The organism is Mycolicibacterium helvum, assembly GCF_010731895.1.
GTDB lineage: Bacteria > Actinomycetota > Actinomycetes > Mycobacteriales > Mycobacteriaceae > Mycobacterium > Mycobacterium helvum.
Map to the genome: position 1 here is coordinate 3286936 of NZ_AP022596.1, position 17994 is coordinate 3304929.

Annotated in this window: 17 protein-coding genes and 1 pseudogene; 11 read left to right on the plus strand and 7 right to left on the minus strand. The window is 67.2% G+C overall.

Translation table 11 applies throughout. The annotated features are described in order from the left end of the window. Positions 1-7: 7 nt before the first annotated feature. Positions 8-691 (plus strand): annotated as a pseudogene (locus tag G6N38_RS15480) (phosphoribosyltransferase); the annotation flags it as partial. Between the two features lie 67 nt (positions 692-758). Beyond that, positions 759-1352 (plus strand): NUDIX hydrolase, encoded by a 594-nt coding sequence (locus G6N38_RS15485; RefSeq protein ID WP_246227226.1) that lies wholly within the window; start codon positions 759-761, stop codon positions 1350-1352. Positions 1353-1358: 6 nt separating this feature from the next. On the opposite strand, the gene G6N38_RS15490 is transcribed toward G6N38_RS15485, so the two are convergent. Continuing rightward, complete coding sequence (locus tag G6N38_RS15490; RefSeq protein WP_163748892.1) at positions 1359-2588, minus strand: acyl-CoA dehydrogenase family protein; 1230 nt, start codon at positions 2586-2588, stop codon at positions 1359-1361. 80 nt (positions 2589-2668) lie between these two features. Between G6N38_RS15490 and G6N38_RS15495 the strand changes: the two genes are divergently transcribed. Then, positions 2669-3259: a TetR/AcrR family transcriptional regulator gene (locus G6N38_RS15495; RefSeq protein ID WP_163748894.1), complete on the plus strand. Its 591-nt coding sequence runs from the start codon at positions 2669-2671 to the stop codon at positions 3257-3259. Here the strand turns inward: G6N38_RS15495 and G6N38_RS15500 are convergent. After that, positions 3256-4728 (minus strand): carboxyl transferase domain-containing protein, encoded by a 1473-nt coding sequence (locus G6N38_RS15500; protein ID WP_163748896.1) that lies wholly within the window; start codon positions 4726-4728, stop codon positions 3256-3258. The two genes, G6N38_RS15495 and G6N38_RS15500, sit on opposite strands and share 4 nt — an antisense overlap. Positions 4729-4761: 33 nt before the next feature. On the opposite strand from G6N38_RS15500, the gene G6N38_RS15505 reads away from it, so the two are divergent. Genes G6N38_RS15505 through G6N38_RS15530 form a run of 6 tightly spaced genes read left to right on the plus strand, consistent with a single transcriptional unit; the run spans position 4762 to position 11269 of the window. After that, a complete protein-coding gene (locus tag G6N38_RS15505) occupies positions 4762-5493 on the plus strand; it encodes an enoyl-CoA hydratase (protein WP_163748898.1) in 732 nt (243 codons plus the stop codon). 5 nt (positions 5494-5498) lie between these two features. After that, complete coding sequence (locus G6N38_RS15510) at positions 5499-6608, plus strand: MBL fold metallo-hydrolase (protein WP_163748900.1); 1110 nt, start codon at positions 5499-5501, stop codon at positions 6606-6608. An 18-nt stretch (positions 6609-6626) separates the two neighbouring features. Further along, positions 6627-8213 (plus strand): serine hydrolase, encoded by a 1587-nt coding sequence (locus G6N38_RS15515; protein ID WP_163748902.1) that lies wholly within the window; start codon positions 6627-6629, stop codon positions 8211-8213. Continuing rightward, entirely contained in the window at positions 8210-10609 is a 2400-nt protein-coding gene (locus G6N38_RS15520) for an HAD-IC family P-type ATPase (protein ID WP_163748904.1), read from the plus strand. Before G6N38_RS15515 ends, G6N38_RS15520 begins: the two co-directional genes overlap by 4 nt. Before the next feature lie 3 nt (positions 10610-10612). After that, positions 10613-10819, plus strand: coding sequence for an antitoxin (locus G6N38_RS15525; RefSeq protein ID WP_163748906.1), 207 nt, complete (start codon positions 10613-10615; stop codon positions 10817-10819). A 3-nt stretch (positions 10820-10822) separates the two neighbouring features. Continuing rightward, positions 10823-11269, plus strand: a complete 447-nt coding sequence (locus tag G6N38_RS15530) for a type II toxin-antitoxin system Rv0910 family toxin (RefSeq protein ID WP_163748909.1) — start codon at positions 10823-10825, stop codon at positions 11267-11269. A 14-nt stretch (positions 11270-11283) separates the two neighbouring features. Here G6N38_RS15530 and G6N38_RS15535 read toward each other — a convergent pair whose 3' ends face one another. Beyond that, positions 11284-11667, minus strand: coding sequence for a hypothetical protein (locus G6N38_RS15535; protein WP_163748910.1), 384 nt, complete (start codon positions 11665-11667; stop codon positions 11284-11286). Between the two features lie 153 nt (positions 11668-11820). On the opposite strand from G6N38_RS15535, the gene G6N38_RS15540 reads away from it, so the two are divergent. Then, positions 11821-12036 (plus strand): three-helix bundle dimerization domain-containing protein, encoded by a 216-nt coding sequence (locus G6N38_RS15540; protein WP_246227228.1) that lies wholly within the window; start codon positions 11821-11823, stop codon positions 12034-12036. On the opposite strand, the gene G6N38_RS15545 is transcribed toward G6N38_RS15540, so the two are convergent. After that, positions 12033-13598, minus strand: a complete 1566-nt coding sequence (locus tag G6N38_RS15545) for a GAF domain-containing sensor histidine kinase (protein ID WP_163748915.1) — start codon at positions 13596-13598, stop codon at positions 12033-12035. The two genes, G6N38_RS15540 and G6N38_RS15545, sit on opposite strands and share 4 nt — an antisense overlap. Continuing rightward, positions 13591-14232, minus strand: coding sequence for a response regulator (locus G6N38_RS15550; protein WP_163748917.1), 642 nt, complete (start codon positions 14230-14232; stop codon positions 13591-13593). The genes G6N38_RS15545 and G6N38_RS15550 overlap by 8 nt, the downstream gene beginning before the upstream one ends. 227 nt (positions 14233-14459) lie before the next feature. Here G6N38_RS15550 and G6N38_RS15555 point away from each other — a divergent pair, with 227 nt between their 5' ends. Further along, positions 14460-15347: an amidohydrolase family protein gene (locus G6N38_RS15555; RefSeq protein ID WP_163748919.1), complete on the plus strand. Its 888-nt coding sequence runs from the start codon at positions 14460-14462 to the stop codon at positions 15345-15347. Here G6N38_RS15555 and G6N38_RS15560 read toward each other — a convergent pair. Beyond that, entirely contained in the window at positions 15344-16231 is an 888-nt protein-coding gene (locus G6N38_RS15560) for a hypothetical protein (RefSeq protein ID WP_163748921.1), read from the minus strand. The two genes, G6N38_RS15555 and G6N38_RS15560, sit on opposite strands and share 4 nt — an antisense overlap. A gap of 19 nt (positions 16232-16250) precedes the next feature. Continuing rightward, complete coding sequence (locus tag G6N38_RS15565; RefSeq protein WP_163748923.1) at positions 16251-17969, minus strand: NAD-binding protein; 1719 nt, start codon at positions 17967-17969, stop codon at positions 16251-16253. Positions 17970-17994 lie beyond the last annotated feature (25 nt).

The window sequence follows — 17994 nt, forward strand, 5'->3', positions numbered from 1 at the left end:
GCGAAGTATGCGGCGCTACGTCGATCGCGCTGATGCCGGCCGGCGGCTGGCCGGCTGGCTGCTGGGTTATCGAGGTGCTGATCCCCGGGTCGCTCCGCTCCTGCCCGCCGGGCGAGCCCCGGTGGTGCTAGGCCTCCCGCGCGGCGGCGTTCCGGTGGCCTATGAGGTGGCCAAGGCATTGGCGGCCCCGCTGGACGTGCTCGTGGTGCGCAAGCTCGGGGTACCGAGCCAACCCGAGCTGGCGTTCGGCGCCATCGGTGAGGGTGGCGTGCGGGTGCTCAACGACTCGGTGCTGCGGCATGTGGTGGTCAGCGATGCCGAGATCGCCGAGGTGGAGGCCGGCCAGCGCACCGAACTGCGACGTCGCGTCGAGGCCTACCGCGGTGACCGGGCCCCGATTCCGCTGACCGGCCGGGTGGTGGTGATCGTCGACGACGGATTCGCGACCGGCTCGACCGCCCGCGCGGCGTGTCTGGTGGCCCGCGCCCACGGCGCGGCCACGGTGGTGCTGGCCGCCCCGATCGGCGCGCCCGGCACGATCGACGAATTGCGCGACTACGCCGACGACGTCGTATGTCCGGGTGCCCCAGCTCATTTCAGCGCGGTGGGCCAAGGCTACGACAACTTCCAGCAGACTTCCGACGAGGAAGTCGGCACCCTACTGCGGTGCGCCGAGCACGGCTTTACGCAATAATGAGTTAATCAGCGATACAGGTGAAACAGGGGCACTGCCTCTGAGTGATTATCCGCGCCCGAATGTGGCGGTCGACACCGCACTGCTGACCCTCGATCCGGCCGACCCGGAGTTGATGGTTCTGCAGGTGCGTCGCGCCGACGCCCCTGGCTGGGGGCTGCCGGGAACCTTCCTGCACCCCGGCGAGCGGCTTGCCGACGCGGTCGAGCGGTCACTACAAGCCAAGGCCGATGTGCGCGGGCTGCGCCCACGTCAGCTGCATGTGTTCGACGACCCCGGGCGGGACAGCCGCGGTTGGACACTGTCGGTGGCGCACGTTGAAATCGTGCCGATACGCCGACTCGACTCCCGCAGGCCGGGCCAGACGCGACTGGCCGCGGCGGCCCGACCGGGCCGGCTGCGCCACGGGCACGGCGAGATCATCACCCGCGCGGTCGAGCATGTCCGCGACCGCTATGCCGAGCAGCCCGACCCCGGCCATCTGCTCGGGCGGCAATTCACTCTGGGCGAGCTGCACCGGGTGCATCAGGCGGTGGCCGGGCGGCCGCTGCAGCGCGACGGGTTCCGCCGACTGATGAAACCGCTGCTGCGGCCCACCGGTCATCTGATCACCGGCACCGGCGGCAGGCCCGCGGAGCTGTTCCGGCGCAACCCCTGACCGAGTTCAGCCGGTAATGTCGCGGCCGATCAGCCGGCGAGCCACGATCCATTGCTGAAGTTCGTTTGCGCCCTCGAAGATTTCGAGGATCTTGGCGTCTCGGTACATTTCTTCGAGGCGAAGCGACTCGCCGGTTTCGCCCACCTGGCGGGCGAAGCCGAGAGCGCCATGGATCTGGATGGCTTCCCGCACGAGGTCGTTCGCCAATCGGGTGCCATAAGCCTTGGCCATCGCGGCCTCGGGCTCGGCGGTGGCATCGCCGGTGTCCAGCAGCATCGCGGCCTTCTGATAAAGGCTGCGGGCACACTCGAGTTCGGTGGCGCGCTGAGCCATCTGGAACTGCCAGTGCTGCATGGCCCCCAGCGGCCTGCCAAAGACATGACGGGTCTGTAGCCGGTGCACCGCCAGGTCGAGGGCGGCCTGCGCTACTCCGACACCGGCCGCGCCGATGCCGATGCGGCCGCGGACAAGTGCAGACAGCGCGACCGCCATTCCACGGCCCGGCTCGCCGAGCAGATTCTCGCGGGGAACGCGCACGTCTTCGAGGACGATGTCGGCGGTGATCTGCCCGCGGTGGCCCATCTTCAGATCAGGGCTGCCGATCCGAACCCCTGGGCTCCTCAGGTCGATCAAAAGCATGTGCGCCCGGTTTCCCATCCGCCCGTCGCGCACCAGCATCGAAACCCAATTGGCCACAACACTGTTGGTGATCCAGCGTTTCCGGCCGTTGACGATGAACCCGCCATCGGTCTCTTCTGCGAACGTGCCGAGTCGCTCGGCGGTCAGATCCGAACTCGTCTCGGGTTCGGTCGTGGCGAACGCGAAGGCCTGCTTGCCGGAGACCAAGTCGGGGACCAGCATGTCGTGTAGTCGGGTGCTTGCGTGGCGCAGTGTGGCAGGCACAAGGATGCACTGCCCGTCATAGACGCCGGCAATCGAGGACGATTCGTAGGCGATCTCCTCGGCGACCGTGCAGGTGCCCAACATCGGGTATTCCAGTCCAGCGCCGTGCTGGGGCCCGAACGGTACGGCGAACAACCCGTCGGAGGCCAGGCCGCGGAACGCCTGCCAGGGAAAGCTGTCGACGGACTCCTGCTGCGACCCGATCTCGCGCGCCACGGGCGCGAGGTGGCGTGCGACAGACTCCCGCGCCCGCGCCCGCACTTCGACCGTCTCATTGGGAAGGAAGACGTCATGGGACATGTGGTCTTGGGTGCGGCGGGGAATGACGGCCATGGGTGCGGCTCCTTTTGGAATCAGACGATCGTACGAATAGTACTAAATCGGACGATCGTCTGATTTGATAGAGTGGGTTTGTGGAGATTCTCGACAGCAAGGCCGCCAGGACTCGTCGCCGAATTCTCGACGTCTCAGCCAGAGTGTTCGCCGAACAGGGCTACGGCGGGGCAAGCCTGCGCCGGATCGCGGCCGAGGCTGGGTTGCAGGTGGGGAGCCTTTACTTTCACTTCCGCACCAAGGACGAACTGGTCGCGGCCACCTTGGTGGACGGTGTCGAGTCGGCACGGATTGCGTTGGAGGAGGCAATCGCCTCGGTCCCCGAGGACGCCGCGGCGGTTGATCGGCTGAGGGCGGCGATCCGTGGGCATCTTGAAGCGCTGCATGCCAGCGACGAGCGCGCTGCGGCAGTGGTTCGGATGGTCGAGACGCTCCCGCCGAACCTGCGTTCCGAACACGTCGTGCACGAGCGCCGCTTCGCCCGGGTCTGGCAGGACGTGCTTGACCGCGGTCGTCACGCCGGCGTGGTCCGGGATGACGTCGACCCGCGGATCCTGCGAGACTTGGTCGTCGGGGCGCTCAACAGCACCTCGACGAACAACCCTGCTGCGAAGAAGGATCTCAGCGCCGTCACCGAAGCTATGTTGACGCTGCTGGAGCCGAATCCCTAGCCGGGCAAGCCGATCCGCCGATACCGCTGAAGGCGGCCCGTGTAGCGCAGGTCCGACGGCTGCTCGCGTAGGTCGTGAATCTCCCTGGCGATCGCATTGGACAGCCGGCGGGCGAACTCGACAGGTTCGTCGGCGGCGTCGGGGTGTTCGGGCACGATCGCGTCGACGATGCCGTTGCGCAGCAGATCTGCTGATCGAACTCCTTGTGCCGCAGCCAGTTCCGGGGCATGCGCGGTGTCGCGGAAAACGATGGCGCTGGCGCCCTCCGGCGGAAGCGGGGCCAGCCAGCCGTGCTGGGCGGCCAGCACCCGGTCGGCCGGGACCATCGCCAATGCGGGCCCGCCGCTGCCCTGGCCGAGCAACACCGACACCGTCGGGGTGTCCAGCGTGACCAGATCGGACAGGCACCGGGCGATCTCGCCGGCCAGCCCATCCTGCTCGGCCTCGGCCGACAGCGCGGGCCCGGCGGTGTCGATGACCAGCACCAACGGCAGTTGCAGGCCGGCGGCCAGCGCCATGCCGCGGCGGGCCTCGCGTAGGGCAGCGGGGCCCACCACGCCGCCGACGACTCGTCGCTGGCCGACGACGACGGCGGGCTGGCCGCCGAAACGGGCCAGCGCCAGCACCGTGGTGGCGGCCTCGCCGTGCGTGCCGGACAGCAGCACGCGGTCGGTGGCGCCCTCCCGCAGCAACCAGCTCACGCCGGGCCGATCGGGGCGCCGGGAGGCGATCACCGACTCCCACGCCGGCACGTCTGGCACCGGCTCGGCGGGGGCTGCGGCCGGCGGTGCCGTCGGTGCGTCGGTGATGACGGTCAGCGCGCGATCCAACGTAGCGCGCAGCGCCTCCACGCCGACCACCGCGTCAATTACGCCGTGCCGCAGCAGATTCTCCGCGGTCTGCACGCCGGGCGGGAACGGTTCGCCATAGAGCTGCTCGTACACCCGCGGCCCGAGGAAGCCGATTAGAGCGCCCGGCTGGGCCGCGGTGATGTGCCCCAGCGAACCCCACGACGCGAACACCCCACCGGTGGTCGGGTGCCGCAGATACACCAGATAGGGCAGGTGCGCCCGCTTGTGCTGGGTGACGGCCGCGGCGATCTTCACCATCTGCAGGAAGGCGACGGTGCCCTCCTGCATGCGGGTGCCACCCGAGCTCGGCGACGCCAGCAGCGGCAGCTTCTCGGCCGTCGCACGCTCGACAGCTGCGGTGATGCGTTCGGCTGCGGCCACTCCGATCGACCCGGCCAGGAAGTCGAACTCACAGGCCACCACAGCCACCCGACGGCCGAACACGGTGCCCTCACCGGTTAGCACCGCCTCGTCGAAACCGGTGGCGGCTCGGGCCTGCTCGAGTTCACGGGTGTAGGCCTCGTCGGCGTCGACGAGCAAAGGTGCGTCATCCCAGCTTCGGAACGACCCAGGGTCCAGTGCGGCGTCGCGTAGTTCGGCGGCCCCGATGCGGCTCATGAAGCGAGGTTAATCGGCCAGTACCCTCGAACCATGATCGGTATCAACCGCGTGGGGGATGTGACCACGATCGAGCTGCAGCGTTCGGAAAGACGCAACGCGCTCAATTCCGAACTCGTCGATTCGCTGCGCGAAGCGGTGGAGAAGGCGGCCGCTGACGATGTCCGCGCGATCGTGCTGACCGGCCAGGGCACGGTGTTCTGCGCCGGAGCCGACCTGTCCGGGGACGTGTTCGCCGCCGACTTCCCGGACAAGGCCATCGCCTTGAACAAGGCGATCGACGCCGTCCCGATGCCGGTGATCGGTGCGATCAACGGCCCGGCGATCGGGGCGGGTGTGCAACTGGCGATGATCTGCGACCTGCGCGTGGTGGCCCCGGGTGCGTACTTCCAGTTCCCGATCGCCAAATACGGTCTGGCGCTCGATAACTGGAGTGTCCGCCGGTTGAGCTCGCTGGCCGGTTACGGGCGTGCCCGCGGCATGCTGCTGGGCGCCGAGAAGCTGGACGCCGACACGGCGCTGATGACCGGGATGGCCAACCGGCTCGGCGATCTGGCCGACGCGCAGGCCTGGGCCGCCGAGATCGCCGGTCTGGCGCCGCTGTCGTTACAGGCATCCAAGCGGGTGCTCAACGACGACGGCGCCTTCGAGGAGCAGTGGCCCGCCCATAAGGACCTCTTCGACAAGGCGTGGGGCAGCCAGGACGTCATCGAGGCCCAGGTGGCCCGCATCGAGAAGCGCGCCGCCAAGTTCACGGGGGCCTGAGCACCTTGTTGAGAGAGGCCCTGCGACTGGCTGCCGGCACCGCATCGCTGGCCGCTGGCGGCTGGGTCCTGCGGGCCCTGAACGACGCTCCCGCATCCCTGGGGGCGCGGCCCGGCGAGATCCAGTCGGTCGCTGACGGCTCGCCCAACTACCGCGAAGGCGTGTTCCACAACCTGGAGCCCGCCTCGCCGATGCGACTGGACGCCGAGGAAAACCGCCTCGTGCTGTTCGACATGCTCAGCCGCCGCTCGGCCAGCCGCCCGCCTGGAACCATTCCGCTGGCCCACTCGGCCGCCCCGATCAACTCAGAGCCGCTCGCAGTCAGCTGGCTCGGCCACTCGACGGCCCTGATCGAGATCGACGGCTACCGGGTGCTCACCGATCCGGTGTGGAGCGATCGCTGTTCGCCCTCGCGCACCGTGGGTCCCCAGCGGCTGCATCCGGTGCCCGCGCCGCTGGAATCGCTGCCGGCCCTCGACGCGGTGGTGGTCAGCCATGACCACTACGACCACCTGGACATGGACACGGTGCTGGCGCTGGCCCGCACACAGCGGGCACCGTTCGTCGTCCCGCTCGGCATCGGCGCACATCTGCGGCAGTGGCACATCCCGCCGGAGCGCATCATCGAGCTGGACTGGAACGAGCAGGCCCGGATCGGCGACCTCACCCTGGTGTGCACGCCCGCCCGACATTTCTCCGGCCGGTTCCTGTCCCGTAACACCACGCTGTGGTCGTCCTGGGCAATCATCGGCCCGCGGCACCGTGCCTACTTCGGCGGAGACACCGGCTACACCGGCAGCTTCGAACAGATCGGCGCCGACCACGGCCCGTTCGACCTGACGCTGATGCCGATCGGGGCGTACAACACCGCCTGGCCAGACATCCACATGAATCCCGAGGAAGCAGTGCGCGCCCATCGCGATGTCAGCGATGCCGGGCTGCTGGTCCCGATTCATTGGTGCACATTCCGGCTGGCTCCACATCCGTGGGCCGAGCCGGTCGAACGGTTGCTGGTATCCGCTGACGATGCCGGCGTGCGGACCGCGGTTCCACGTCCCGGCGGCCGGGTCGTCGCCGCCACGGCGGGGGCAATAGACCGATGGTGGGAGCTGTGAGCCACTACGGTGCAACCCATGACCGCTCTGGCAGTGCGTGCCGCGATCGTTGCTCTGGTGGCTGCGCTCACCGCATGCAGTAGCACGGCCTCCAAACCGGAGACCGTCAAGCCGCTGTCCGATCAGCCGCCCCCGCTGGTGCCCGCGCTGGCGCTGCCGGACAACGCCGTAACCAACGCCGTCGGCAAGCTCGACGGTATCGCCGACGATCTGATGAAGGCCGCCGGCATCCCCGGTATGGCGGTTGCCGTGGTCCACGAAGGAAAGACGGTCTACGCCAAGGGATTCGGTGTCAAGGATGTCAACCGCCCGGCGGATGACCCCGGCAACCGCGTCGATGCGGACACGGTCTTCCAGCTGGCGTCGGTGTCCAAGCCGATCGGCGCCACCGTGGTGGCCCATCAGGTCGGCCAGAATGCGATCAGCTGGAACACCCCGGTGACCGACAAACTCCCGTGGTTTGCGCTCTCGGATCCGGTGGCCACCAAGTTGGTCACGGTCGGGGACCTGTACTCGCACCGCTCCGGGCTGCCGGATCATGCCGGTGACCAGCTCGAGGACCTCGGCTACGACCGGCGCTACGTACTGGAGCGGCTGCGCCAGCTTCCGTTGGCTCCGTTCCGGATCTCATACGCCTACACCAATTTCGGGCTGACTGCCGCCGCCGAGGCGGTGGCTGTCGCGGCCGGTACGTCCTGGGAGGACCTCAGCGACCAGGTGCTGTATCGGCCGCTGGGGATGGCGTCGACCAGCTCCCGGTTCGCCGATTACGAGGCCAGGCAGGACAAGGCGCTCGGGCACATCCGCGTCGACGGGAAATACGAACCGCTCTACAAGCGCGACGCCGATCCGGAAGCGCCTGCGGGCGGGGTCAGTTCATCGGTGAACGACCTCACTCACTGGCTGACCATGATGCTGGCCAACGGAACGTACAACGGGCAGCAGATCGTCGACCCCGCCGCCCTGCTGCCTGCGGTGTCACCGCAGATCGTGTCGAGCCCGCCCAGCGAGCCGGCGATGCGCTCGGGTTTCTACGGATACGGATTCAACGTCGGCACCACGTCGGCGGCCCGGGTACAACTGAGTCACTCGGGGGCCTTCGACCTCGGCGCCGCAACCAACTTTGTGATCATCCCGTCGGCCGATGTCGCGATCGTCGCGTTGACCAACGCCACCCCGGCCGGTATCCCGGAAACGCTGACTGCGGAATTCGCCGACCTGGTCCAGTTCGGCGAGGTTCGCGAGGACTGGCGCACGCTCTACGCGCACGCGTTCGCTGACATGGACAAACCCTTCGGCGCACTGGCAGGCAAGACGCCACCGGCCAACCCGGTTCCGGCCAAGCCGCCGGCCAGCTACGTCGGCAGCTACCGCAACGACTACTGGGGTTCGGCGGTGGTCGCCGAGTCCGGCGGCAAGCTCACGCTGTCGATGGGTCCGCGACCCGACACCGTCGAGCTCACCCACTGGGGCGGCGACGTGTTCACCTTCGGCTTCCCCAGCGAAAACTTCCCGCCCGGAAGCATTTCCATGGCGACGTTCAACGGCGACAAGCTGACACTCGAGTACTACGACACCGAGAAGATGGGAACGTTTACGCGATGAGCGGCTTGGGTCTTTCCGCCGACGAAGTGGCCGCCCGGATCGCCGAGGGCAAGACCAACGACGTCCCCAGCCGTGCGTCGCGCAGCGTCGTCGAGATCGTGCGGGCCAACGTATTGACCCGGATCAACGCGATCCTGGGCGTGCTGCTGCTCATCGTGCTGTCCACTGGGTCGCTGATCAACGGAATGTTCGGGCTGCTGATCATCGCCAACAGCGGTATCGGCATCATCCAGGAACTGCGGGCCAAGAAGACGCTCGACAATCTGGCTATCGTCGGGCAGGTCAAGCCCACCGTGCGCCGGCAATCCGGGACAAACCCGTTGCCGCCCAACGAGGTAGTCCTCGACGACGTTATCGAGCTCGGGCCGGGCGATCAGATCATCGTCGACGGGGAGTTGCTTGAGGCCGCCAACCTGGAGGTCGACGAGTCGCTGCTTACCGGTGAAGCCGACGCGATCGCCAAACATGTCGGCGACACGGTGATGTCGGGCAGCTTCGTCGTCGCCGGAACAGGGGCCTACCGCGCCACAAAGGTGGGCCGGGAAGCCTACGCCGCCAAACTGGCCGAGGAGGCCAGCAAGTTCACCCTGGTGAAATCCGAACTGCGCAGCGGGATCAACAAGATCCTGCAGTTCATCACCTACCTGCTGTGGCCTACTGGCTTGCTGGTCATTTACACCCAGCTGTTCACCACCACCGCCGGGTGGCGGGACTCGGTGCTGCGGATGGTCGGTGCGCTGGTTCCGATGGTTCCCGAAGGCCTGGTCTTGATGACGTCGATCGCCTTCGCGGTCGGCGTGGTCCGGTTGGGGCGCCGGCAGTGCCTGGTTCAGGAGCTGCCCGCCATCGAGGGCTTGGCCCGTGTCGACGTGGTCTGCGCGGACAAGACCGGCACGCTCACCGAAAACGGTATGCGGCTGGCCGACGTCACGGCGGTAGGCGAGGACGATACCGCGCACCGAGCGGCTGATGTGCTGGCGTCCCTGGCCGCCGACGACCCCAAACCGAATGCCAGCATGCAGGCCATCGCCGAGGCCTATCCGGATGCGCCGGGCTGGACCGCCACGGCCGCAGCACCATTCAAGTCCGCGACCAAGTGGAGCGGGGTGTCTTACGGTGAGCACGGCAATTGGCTGATCGGCGCCCCGGACGTGCTGCTCGACCCGGAATCGGCCACGGCCGCCAAGGCCGAGGAAATCGGCGCGCGCGGTATGCGGGTGCTCCTGCTTTGTGCCAGCGATGTACCCGTCGACAGCCCCGACGCGCCCGGTCAGGTCAGCCCGGTCGCGCTGGTGGTCCTTGAACAACGGGTCCGCCCCGACGCGCGGGAAACCTTGGAATACTTTGCCTCCCAAAATGTCTCGGTAAAGGTGATCTCCGGTGACAACGCGGTGTCCGTCGGTGCGGTGGCCGGCACGCTGGGCCTGCACGGGGAAACCATGGATGCCCGGCAGCTGCCGACGGACGCCGACGCGTTGGCCAATACGATGGCGACCTACACCACGTTCGGCCGGGTGCGGCCCGACCAGAAACGCGCCATGGTGCATGCGCTGCAGTCACGCGATCACACCGTCGCGATGACGGGTGACGGTGTCAACGACGTGCTGGCCCTCAAGGACGCCGACATCGGGGTGGCGATGGGGTCGGGCAGCCCGGCCTCGCGGGCAGTGGCCCAGATCGTCTTGCTGGACAACAAGTTCGCCACCCTGCCGTATGTGGTGGGCGAGGGTAGACGGGTCATCGGCAACATCGAGCGGGTGTCAAATCTGTTCCTCACCAAGACGGTCTATTCGGTGCTGCTTGCCCTGCTGGTCGGGCTTGCGGGCCTGTCCCACAAGCTTTTCGGTACTGCTCCACTGCTGTTTCCGTTCCAGCCGATCCACGTGACCATCGCGGCGTGGTTCACCATCGGCATCCCGGCGTTCATCCTGTCGCTGGCACCCAATAACGAGCGAGCCCGTACCGGGTTCGTGCGGCGGGTGATGACCTCTGCGCTGCCGTCCGGGCTGGTGATCGGCGTGACGACGTATACGTCGTACCTGATTGCCTATCACGGCAACAGTTCGACCCCGGCCGAGCAGACGCAAGCCTCGACCGCGGCGTTGATCACCTTGCTGATGGGGGCGATCTGGGTGCTGGCCGTCGTCGCTCGTCCGTACCAGTGGTGGCGCGTGGCTCTGGTGGCCGCCTCGGGCCTGGCTTATGTGGTGATCTTCGCCATACCGTTTGCCTGGGAGACGTTCATGCTCGACCCCACCAACGTGGAGGTCACCTCATCGGGGCTGGCTCTTGGCCTGCTTGCCGCCGGACTGGTCGAGGCACTGTGGTGGGTGCAGGGCCGGATGCTGGGCGAGCGGCGGACGTTGTGGCGGACCGAGCCCACGGTGCAAGATTGACCGATGGGATTCCTCGATAAAGCCCTCGACAAGACCAAAGAAGTCCTGAGCGAGAATGCCGACAAGGTGGGGCAGGCCATCGACAAGGCCGGTGACATCATCGACGAGAAGACACAGGGCAAGTACGCCAGCACCGTGGACAAGGTGCAGGACGCCGCGAAGAACATCGTCGAGAAGAACCGCACCGAAAAGGGCGACGAACAAGTCTGACCTATGGCGAAACTCTCAGTATCTGTCGACGTTCCACTCCCACCCGAGCAAGCCTGGCAGCACGCCTCGGACCTGTCGCGCTATAAGGATTGGCTGACCATCCACCGGGTCTGGCGCTCCACACTGCCCGACACTCTGGACAAGGGCACGGTTGTGGAGTCCATCGTCGAGGTCAAGGGCATGCCCAACCGGGTGAAGTGGACGATCGTCCATTTCAAGGCGCCGGAGGCGATGACACTCAATGGTGTCGGCGTCGGCGGGGTCAAGGTCAAGCTGATCGGCAAGGTCCGGGCGAGCGCCTCGGACGCGAACGCCTCGGTGGTGACTATGGACGTCCATCTGGGTGGTCCGGCGCTGTTCGGGCCCATCGGCATGATCGTGGCCGGGGCGCTGCGTGGCGACATCAAGGAGTCGCTGAACCGGTTCGTGACGGTCTTCGCTCCGTCCTAGCGCGCGCCCCCGCGCTAGGTTCTGATGACCCGATGCGGGGTCGGATAGGGGTGCACGCGGGCTGCGCCGTGTCGGCTGGGCCCCAGGCCAGGCATTGGGTGCCGGACCTGCTCGCTTCGCGCGTGCTCGGCAGCGAGGAACCGCCGCTCCAGTCCCGCGATCAGATCCTGCACCGAACGGCGCTCGCGCTCCGCGGCGCGGATCATCCCGCGAATCCGCCGGGCCTGGGTTTGCTCACCGCGCCGCTGATAGCGCTCAAGGGCGCAGCCGTAAGTGGCCAGGTCAGCGTCGAGCTGCTCACACTGGGCCAGCAGCATCGCCCGGAGGTGTTCGGCCTGAAGGCGATTCGCAGACTCGGGCGTCTGGTTGCCCGTGTCCACGTTGCTCGGTGAGGTCACGGGCGGAACTGTAGCCGACCCGGTCGTCCTACGCGCATCGAGTGGAACTTCGCTTGCCCCACCGCTTTTTGTTCACCGAGCCGACACCTGATCGACACTCGCCGTCGTGACGGTAGTTGCGCGAAACGCGTATTCCATCCGATGATAACCGGCGTGGAACGTGCTGAGGAGCAGCGCCAGATCGATCAGGTGGTCGACCGCCTGACCGAGTTGTTTCCTTATGTGCCGGATCACGTCATCAGCGAGGCTGTGGACAGCGCACATCACCGGTTCGACGGCGCCCGCATCCGCGAGTTCGTCCCGCTGTTCGTCGAGCGGCACTGTCGGGCGGTGTTCATCCTGCAGCCGGCTGTGGAGATTTCGGTCTAGCTCGATAGCAGCGGCGCCGACCAGACCAGCCGGGTGCCGCCCCCAGGGCGCGCTGCGATCGTGAACCGGCCTCCGCAGTCGTGGGCTCGCGCGGCCAGATTCGCCAGACCACTGCGGGTGACGTCCTCGCTGATTCCCACCCCGTCGTCACTGACACCGATGGTCAGGTCGTCGTCGACGGTCACCGACACGGTGACCGAGCGAGCCGCTGCGTGGCGCACCACATTGCTGACCGCCTCGCGCACCACCGCCTCCGCGTGATCGGCGAGTGCGGCGTCGACCACCGACAACGGCCCGCTGATGTGGACCGCGGGGCGCACGGCCGAGTCGACGGTCATTTGGGTCACCGCCTGCTCGATGCGCTGACGGAGACGGGTGATCGACCCGCCGTGCAGATCGAAGATCGTGGTGCGGATCTCCTCGACGACCTCCTGGAGATCATCCAGTGCTCCGGTTACCCGGCGGGTGCCCTCGGCCTGGTCGGCGTTCAGCGCGCCCTGCAGCGACAAGCCCACCGCGAACAGCCGCTGAATCACATGGTCGTGCAGATCCCTGGCGATCCGGTCACGGTCGGTGAGCACGTCGAGTTCGCGCATCCGCCGCTGCGCGGTTGCCAGATGCAGTGCCAGGCCGGCCTGCGTGGTGAAGGCGGCGGCCATGTCCAGATCAGCTTCGGTGAACTGCTTGCCGGCAGAGGCCACGCACACCAGCACCCCGGTCGCGGTGTCGGGTTCGCACACCGGCAACACCAGTGCTGGGAAGCTCTCTTCTGACAGATCGCGGAAATCACCGATACGCACAGGAAGACAATCGGTGAAGGCACGGGCCGCCGACCCGGTCACCGGCAGCGTCTGGCCCAGCAGCTCGGCACGAGTCGCGGCGGTGACCACCAGCTGACCCGAGTCGTTCGGTGTGGCGTAGAAGCTGAACTCGCTGGAGGTCAAAGCCAATGCCTTGGCGGTGATTTCGCGGTGCACCGCGGCTGGATCATCACCGGCCAGCAGGTCGGTGCTGATATCACGGGTGGCTTCGATCCACAGCTGACGGCTGTGCGCGGCCTGATACAGCCGGGCGTTGTCGATCGCGATGCCTGCGGCGCCCGCCAGCGCCAGCAGAAGTACCTCGTCGGCTTCGGTGAACGCCGCCCCGTGTGCCTTCTCGGTCAGGTAGAGGTTGCCGTAGAGCTGATCGCGGATCCGGATGGGCACCCCGAGGAAGCTACGCATCGGCGGATGGTGCGCAGGGAACCCGATTGACGACGGGTGCTGGGAAAGATCATCGACGCGAATCACTTTGGGGGTTTTCAGCAGCAGACCCAGCATCCCGTGCCCCGCGGGCAGTGGACCGATCAGCTCGGCGGTCTCGGAGTCGATCCCCTCGAAGACGAACCGTTCCAGGACCGGTTGCGGTTCGGACGCGATCACCCCGACGGCACCGTAGCGGGCATTCACCAACCCCATGGCGGTGTGCACGATCGTGTGCAGCTTCTTCTCGAGTTCCAGCCCGGAGGAAACGGCCAGCATCGCGTCGATGAGACCGTCGCGGACGTCGACGTCAAACATCGCTGCGGCGCAGCGTCTCCGCGGCGAACAGGGCGGCCTGGGTGCGTCCACTGAGCCCCAGCTTGATCAGCAGCCGCGACACGTAGTTCTTGATCGTCTTCTCGGCGAGGAACATCCGCTGGCCGATCTCGCGGTTGGTCAGGCCCTCGCCCAGCAGTTGCAACAGCGTGCGTTCGGTGGCCGACAAGTCACGTAGCCGCTCGTCGGACTCGGTGTCTTTGCGTAGTCGGGTCATCAGCGCGGCCGCGGCGCGGTTGTCCAGCAACGACTTTCCTGCACCAACGGTCTTGATGGCCTCGGCCAGCTCCATGCCGCGAATGTCCTTGACCACGTATCCGCTGGCGCCGGCCAGGATCGCGTCGAGCATGGATTGCTCGTCGGTGAACGACGTCAAGATGAGACAACGCAATTCGGACTGTGCGGCAAGCAGATCGCGGCACAGGTCGATGCCGCTGCCGTCGGGCAGACGGATGTCCAACACCGCAACGTCGGGTCGTGCCGCGGGGATGCGGGCCAGCGCCTCGGCCACAGTGGCCGCCTCACCCACCACGGTCAGTTCGGGGTCGCTGCCGAGCAGCTCGGCCAGGCCGCGCCGTACGACCTCATGGTCGTCGACCAGGAACACCTTGATCACACCGCAGTACAGCCCGGAAGCATCCCGGGTCGGTAGGGACTTTGGTCCCGAAATCGGCAGACCAACGCCGTGCGGGAGGGGCCGAGAGCTGCCTGGCGCAGGGACTCGGCTGGGTGCATCGTTGTTCTTGCGCGTCGGACATTGCACCCTACGGCGCGCGACTTGGGCCGGCGGGCAGGCATCCTTCTTCGTCCCGCCGGCCCAACCTTCGGTTCTAGACTGCGTCGATGACCGCCAGGTACTCACCCGCCATCGACGTCACCGCGGTCGACGCGATCGACTTCCACACCCACGTCGAGATCGACGGCGCCGGCCACTGCGCCTACGACGACGAGCTGGCCGAAGCCACCGGACGCTACTTCAAACTCGGCCCCGACTACTTCGCGCGCGTCGACGATCTCGCCGAGCACTATCGGCAGCACAACACCGCGGCGGTGGTGTTCACCATCGACGCCCACACCGTGTCGGGCCATCAGCCCAATTCGGTGGAGGAGCTGATCGAGGGGACGATCCGCAATAACGACGTCCTGATCCCGTTCGGCTCAGTCGACCCGTGGAGCACCGACGCGGTCGCGCGGGTGGCGGAGTTATCCGGTGACTACGGCGTGCGTGGATTCAAGTTCCATCCCAGCCTGCAGGGCTTCGAACCCAACGACCGCCGGTTCTACCCCATCTACGAGGCGATCGGCGCCGCCGGGGTGCCCGCACTGTTCCACACTGGCCAGACCGGGCTGGGGTCGGCGCTGCCCGGCGGGCACGGGATCAAGCTGCGCTACTCCGACCCGATGCTGCTCGACGACGTTGCCGCCGACTTCCCTGACCTCACCGTCGTGATGGCTCACCCGGCGGTGCCGTGGGTCGACGCCCAGATCGCCATCGCCTCGCACAAGGCCAACGTGTTCGTCGACCTGTCCGGGTGGTCACCGAAGTACTTTCCGCCCCAGCTTGTTTCAGCGATCGGACGGCAACTGCGCACCAAGGCACTGTTCGGGACGGATCATCCCTATATCGCACTCGATCGCTGGCGGCGCGATTTCGACACCCTCGGCGTCGATCCCGCGGTGGTGCCGCTGATCCTCAAGGAGAATGCGCTGCGGGTGCTCGGACTGGCCTAGGCGGTCTGGGATTCGACGACCATCTCCGACGGTGCGTTGCGTTCCCACAACACCGCGCCGACGCAGGCGGTCAGCACCCATCCGGCGCCGACGGCGCCGCACCAGATCAGCAGTGCCATCGCCACACCGATCGGGCCGAAACCATCCCAATCGTGGAGCAGCGACGGGAAGAGCACCCGGGAGCCGAGCGGGATGACGAGGCCATCGATCACCACACCCGCCAGCCCGGCCAGCGCGAGTGAGCGCAGGCCCCGGCCGCCGTCGCGGACCAGCAGCGCCGGGGTCAGCGACCAGAACAGCCACACCGGCAGAAGACCGATGACGAACAGCAGTCCCCGGCTGAGGCCGTGGTGGTGGTGGCCGAACATGATCCGCTCCCGCACCGCCATGGTGACCAGGTACAACGCAAACCACGCGGTGCCCCGCAGCAGCCGGGTCAACAGCCCGTACTGCTCGCGACGCCAGGCCTTCGCGAAGATGGACGCGACCGAGGCTGCCATCGGGATGCCCCAGACGAGGAAACTCGCCACCCCGATCAGCGTCCAGTCCGCTCGCAGCCCCGCGGAATTGCCGAAGGCTTCCCGTAACCGGTCGCTGAGCGGATGTTCCAGGGCGAACTGGCGGGTGAAGATGGTGCCGGGGCTGGCATTGTCGGCGAAGCCCTGCATGTAGCTGAAGCCGATGATCATCAGCGGAATGACGGTGGTGAACAGCTGGGTGGAGACCACCGCGCTCTGGGTGCCGCCATCGATCTCGTTGTAGCGGGCGAGCAGTGCCGTCAGCGGTTTGAGCCGGCGTGACTCCTGCAGTCGCCGTGCGCGCTCCTCGAGGCGTCGGCGGATGTCGTCCCGCCTGGTGCCCGCCGGCTCACCCGACTGCGTCATGAGCAGAAAGGGTAGGCGATCAACCTGTCTTCGTCGGTGAGCTCACTTCACCCGGCTGCGATGTCGACTGGCCTTTGCGCAGGGTCGCGATCAGTTCGCGGTAGGGGCCGACGAGGTAGGCGGTATCACCGGCGATCAACTGGGTGTCGCGGCGCGGATGTAGCCGCAGCGGGGCGGCGTCCCTGGCGATCGCGATGACCCGGGTTTGGGTGGACAGCTCGAACATCCTGATCCCGTCGAGCTCACTGTCCGGCTGCACCTGCACCGCTCCGACCATGAACGAGCGCTGGCCGACCGAGAAGGTGCCCTGGACGTCGAGGCCCATCGCCGCGCCGATGAACCACGGGGTGGCCAGGTCGACGGTCGAGCGGACGTATTCGAACTTGAACCGCTTACCCACCGCCGCGCCCAATGCCCGGTCGTAGATCCGCAGGACGACGGGGACAGCGGGGCGCTGTATCTCGGGAAGCGTTCGGGGACCGAATATCTCGCGCACCACGATGCCCGTTTCGATGTTGACCATGTCGTCTGCGGTGAGCACCGCGACGGCGCGAGCCTCGCCGATGCGGGCCGCCTGCAGGGTCTGGCGCAGTGTGGCGTCGCCGAAGATGACCGGCACACCCAGTTCGGCCGCCGCCGACAGATAGCGGTTGTCCTCGTTGCGTTCGATCACCGCGACGTCGTGCCCGGCCGCCTTGAGCACGGCGGCCACTCCGATCCCGAAGGACCCGAGGCCCACCACCACGACGTGCCGCTGCAGATGGCGCACCTTCTGCTTGCTGGCGGCCTGCGAGATCCGGTGCGAGAGCAACACATCGGCGACGAACGCCACCACGATGGCGGTGGTGGCGACCCCGGCGAACATCATCACCACCCCCCATAGTCGCAGCCAGGTGGGCTGCTGGAGGAAGTTGAAGTCGCCATAGCCCACCGTGGCGATGGTCTCGGCCGAGAAATACAACGCGTCCACCCAGCTCATTCCGGGCTTTGCGTAGGCGAGCCGCAGCATGATCGTCGAACCGACCAGCAGCGTGGCCGCCACCGCCAGCGCGCGGTAGAACATCGGATTCAGGTCGTCGGCGAATGCACGCACCCCGTCGGCGATACGGACGGACAGCGGACGCGGCCGCGGAGTCGCGCGTATCGGCTTGGCGATCTTGATGCCCTGCTCGGTCAGCTCGTCAGCGGTGCCGATCATCGTCGTCCAGTCGCCGGGGCACACCCGCACGTCGCGCCCGGGACAGGCGATCAACTCGCCGGGGTTCTCCGCGGATTCGCCGCGGATGATGGCGACCGGAGCGAGATCGCCGTAGATCTCGCGCAGGGTGCCGGCCCTGGTCGCGGTGGCACCGGAAACCACGAAGTCGACACCGGCCGCCGAAATGGTGTGGGTGGTGCGCTTCAGCAGGGCTTCCACCACCGACGGTGCGGCAATATCGGCGACGTCGAGGATGGCCCCTGGCCCGTTGCCGTCGGCCATCGCCTCCCGCAGCACCGCATTGGACAGCCGGGCCACCACCCGCACGTTCGGGTTGGCTTGCCTGGCCAGCAGTGCGACCTCCAGATTCAGTGCGTCGTCATCGTCGGCGCAGATCACGGCGTCGGCAGTGGCGATCCCTGCCCCCTCGAGATCCTCGGGTGCCTGCGAGAGCGCCACCGTGACGCCGGCGCTGTTCAGCTCGTCGATGATCCGTAGACCGAGCGCGTCGTCGCCGCAGACGATGGTGTGGCCGTGCATGGGGAAACGCTACTTCGGAAACTGC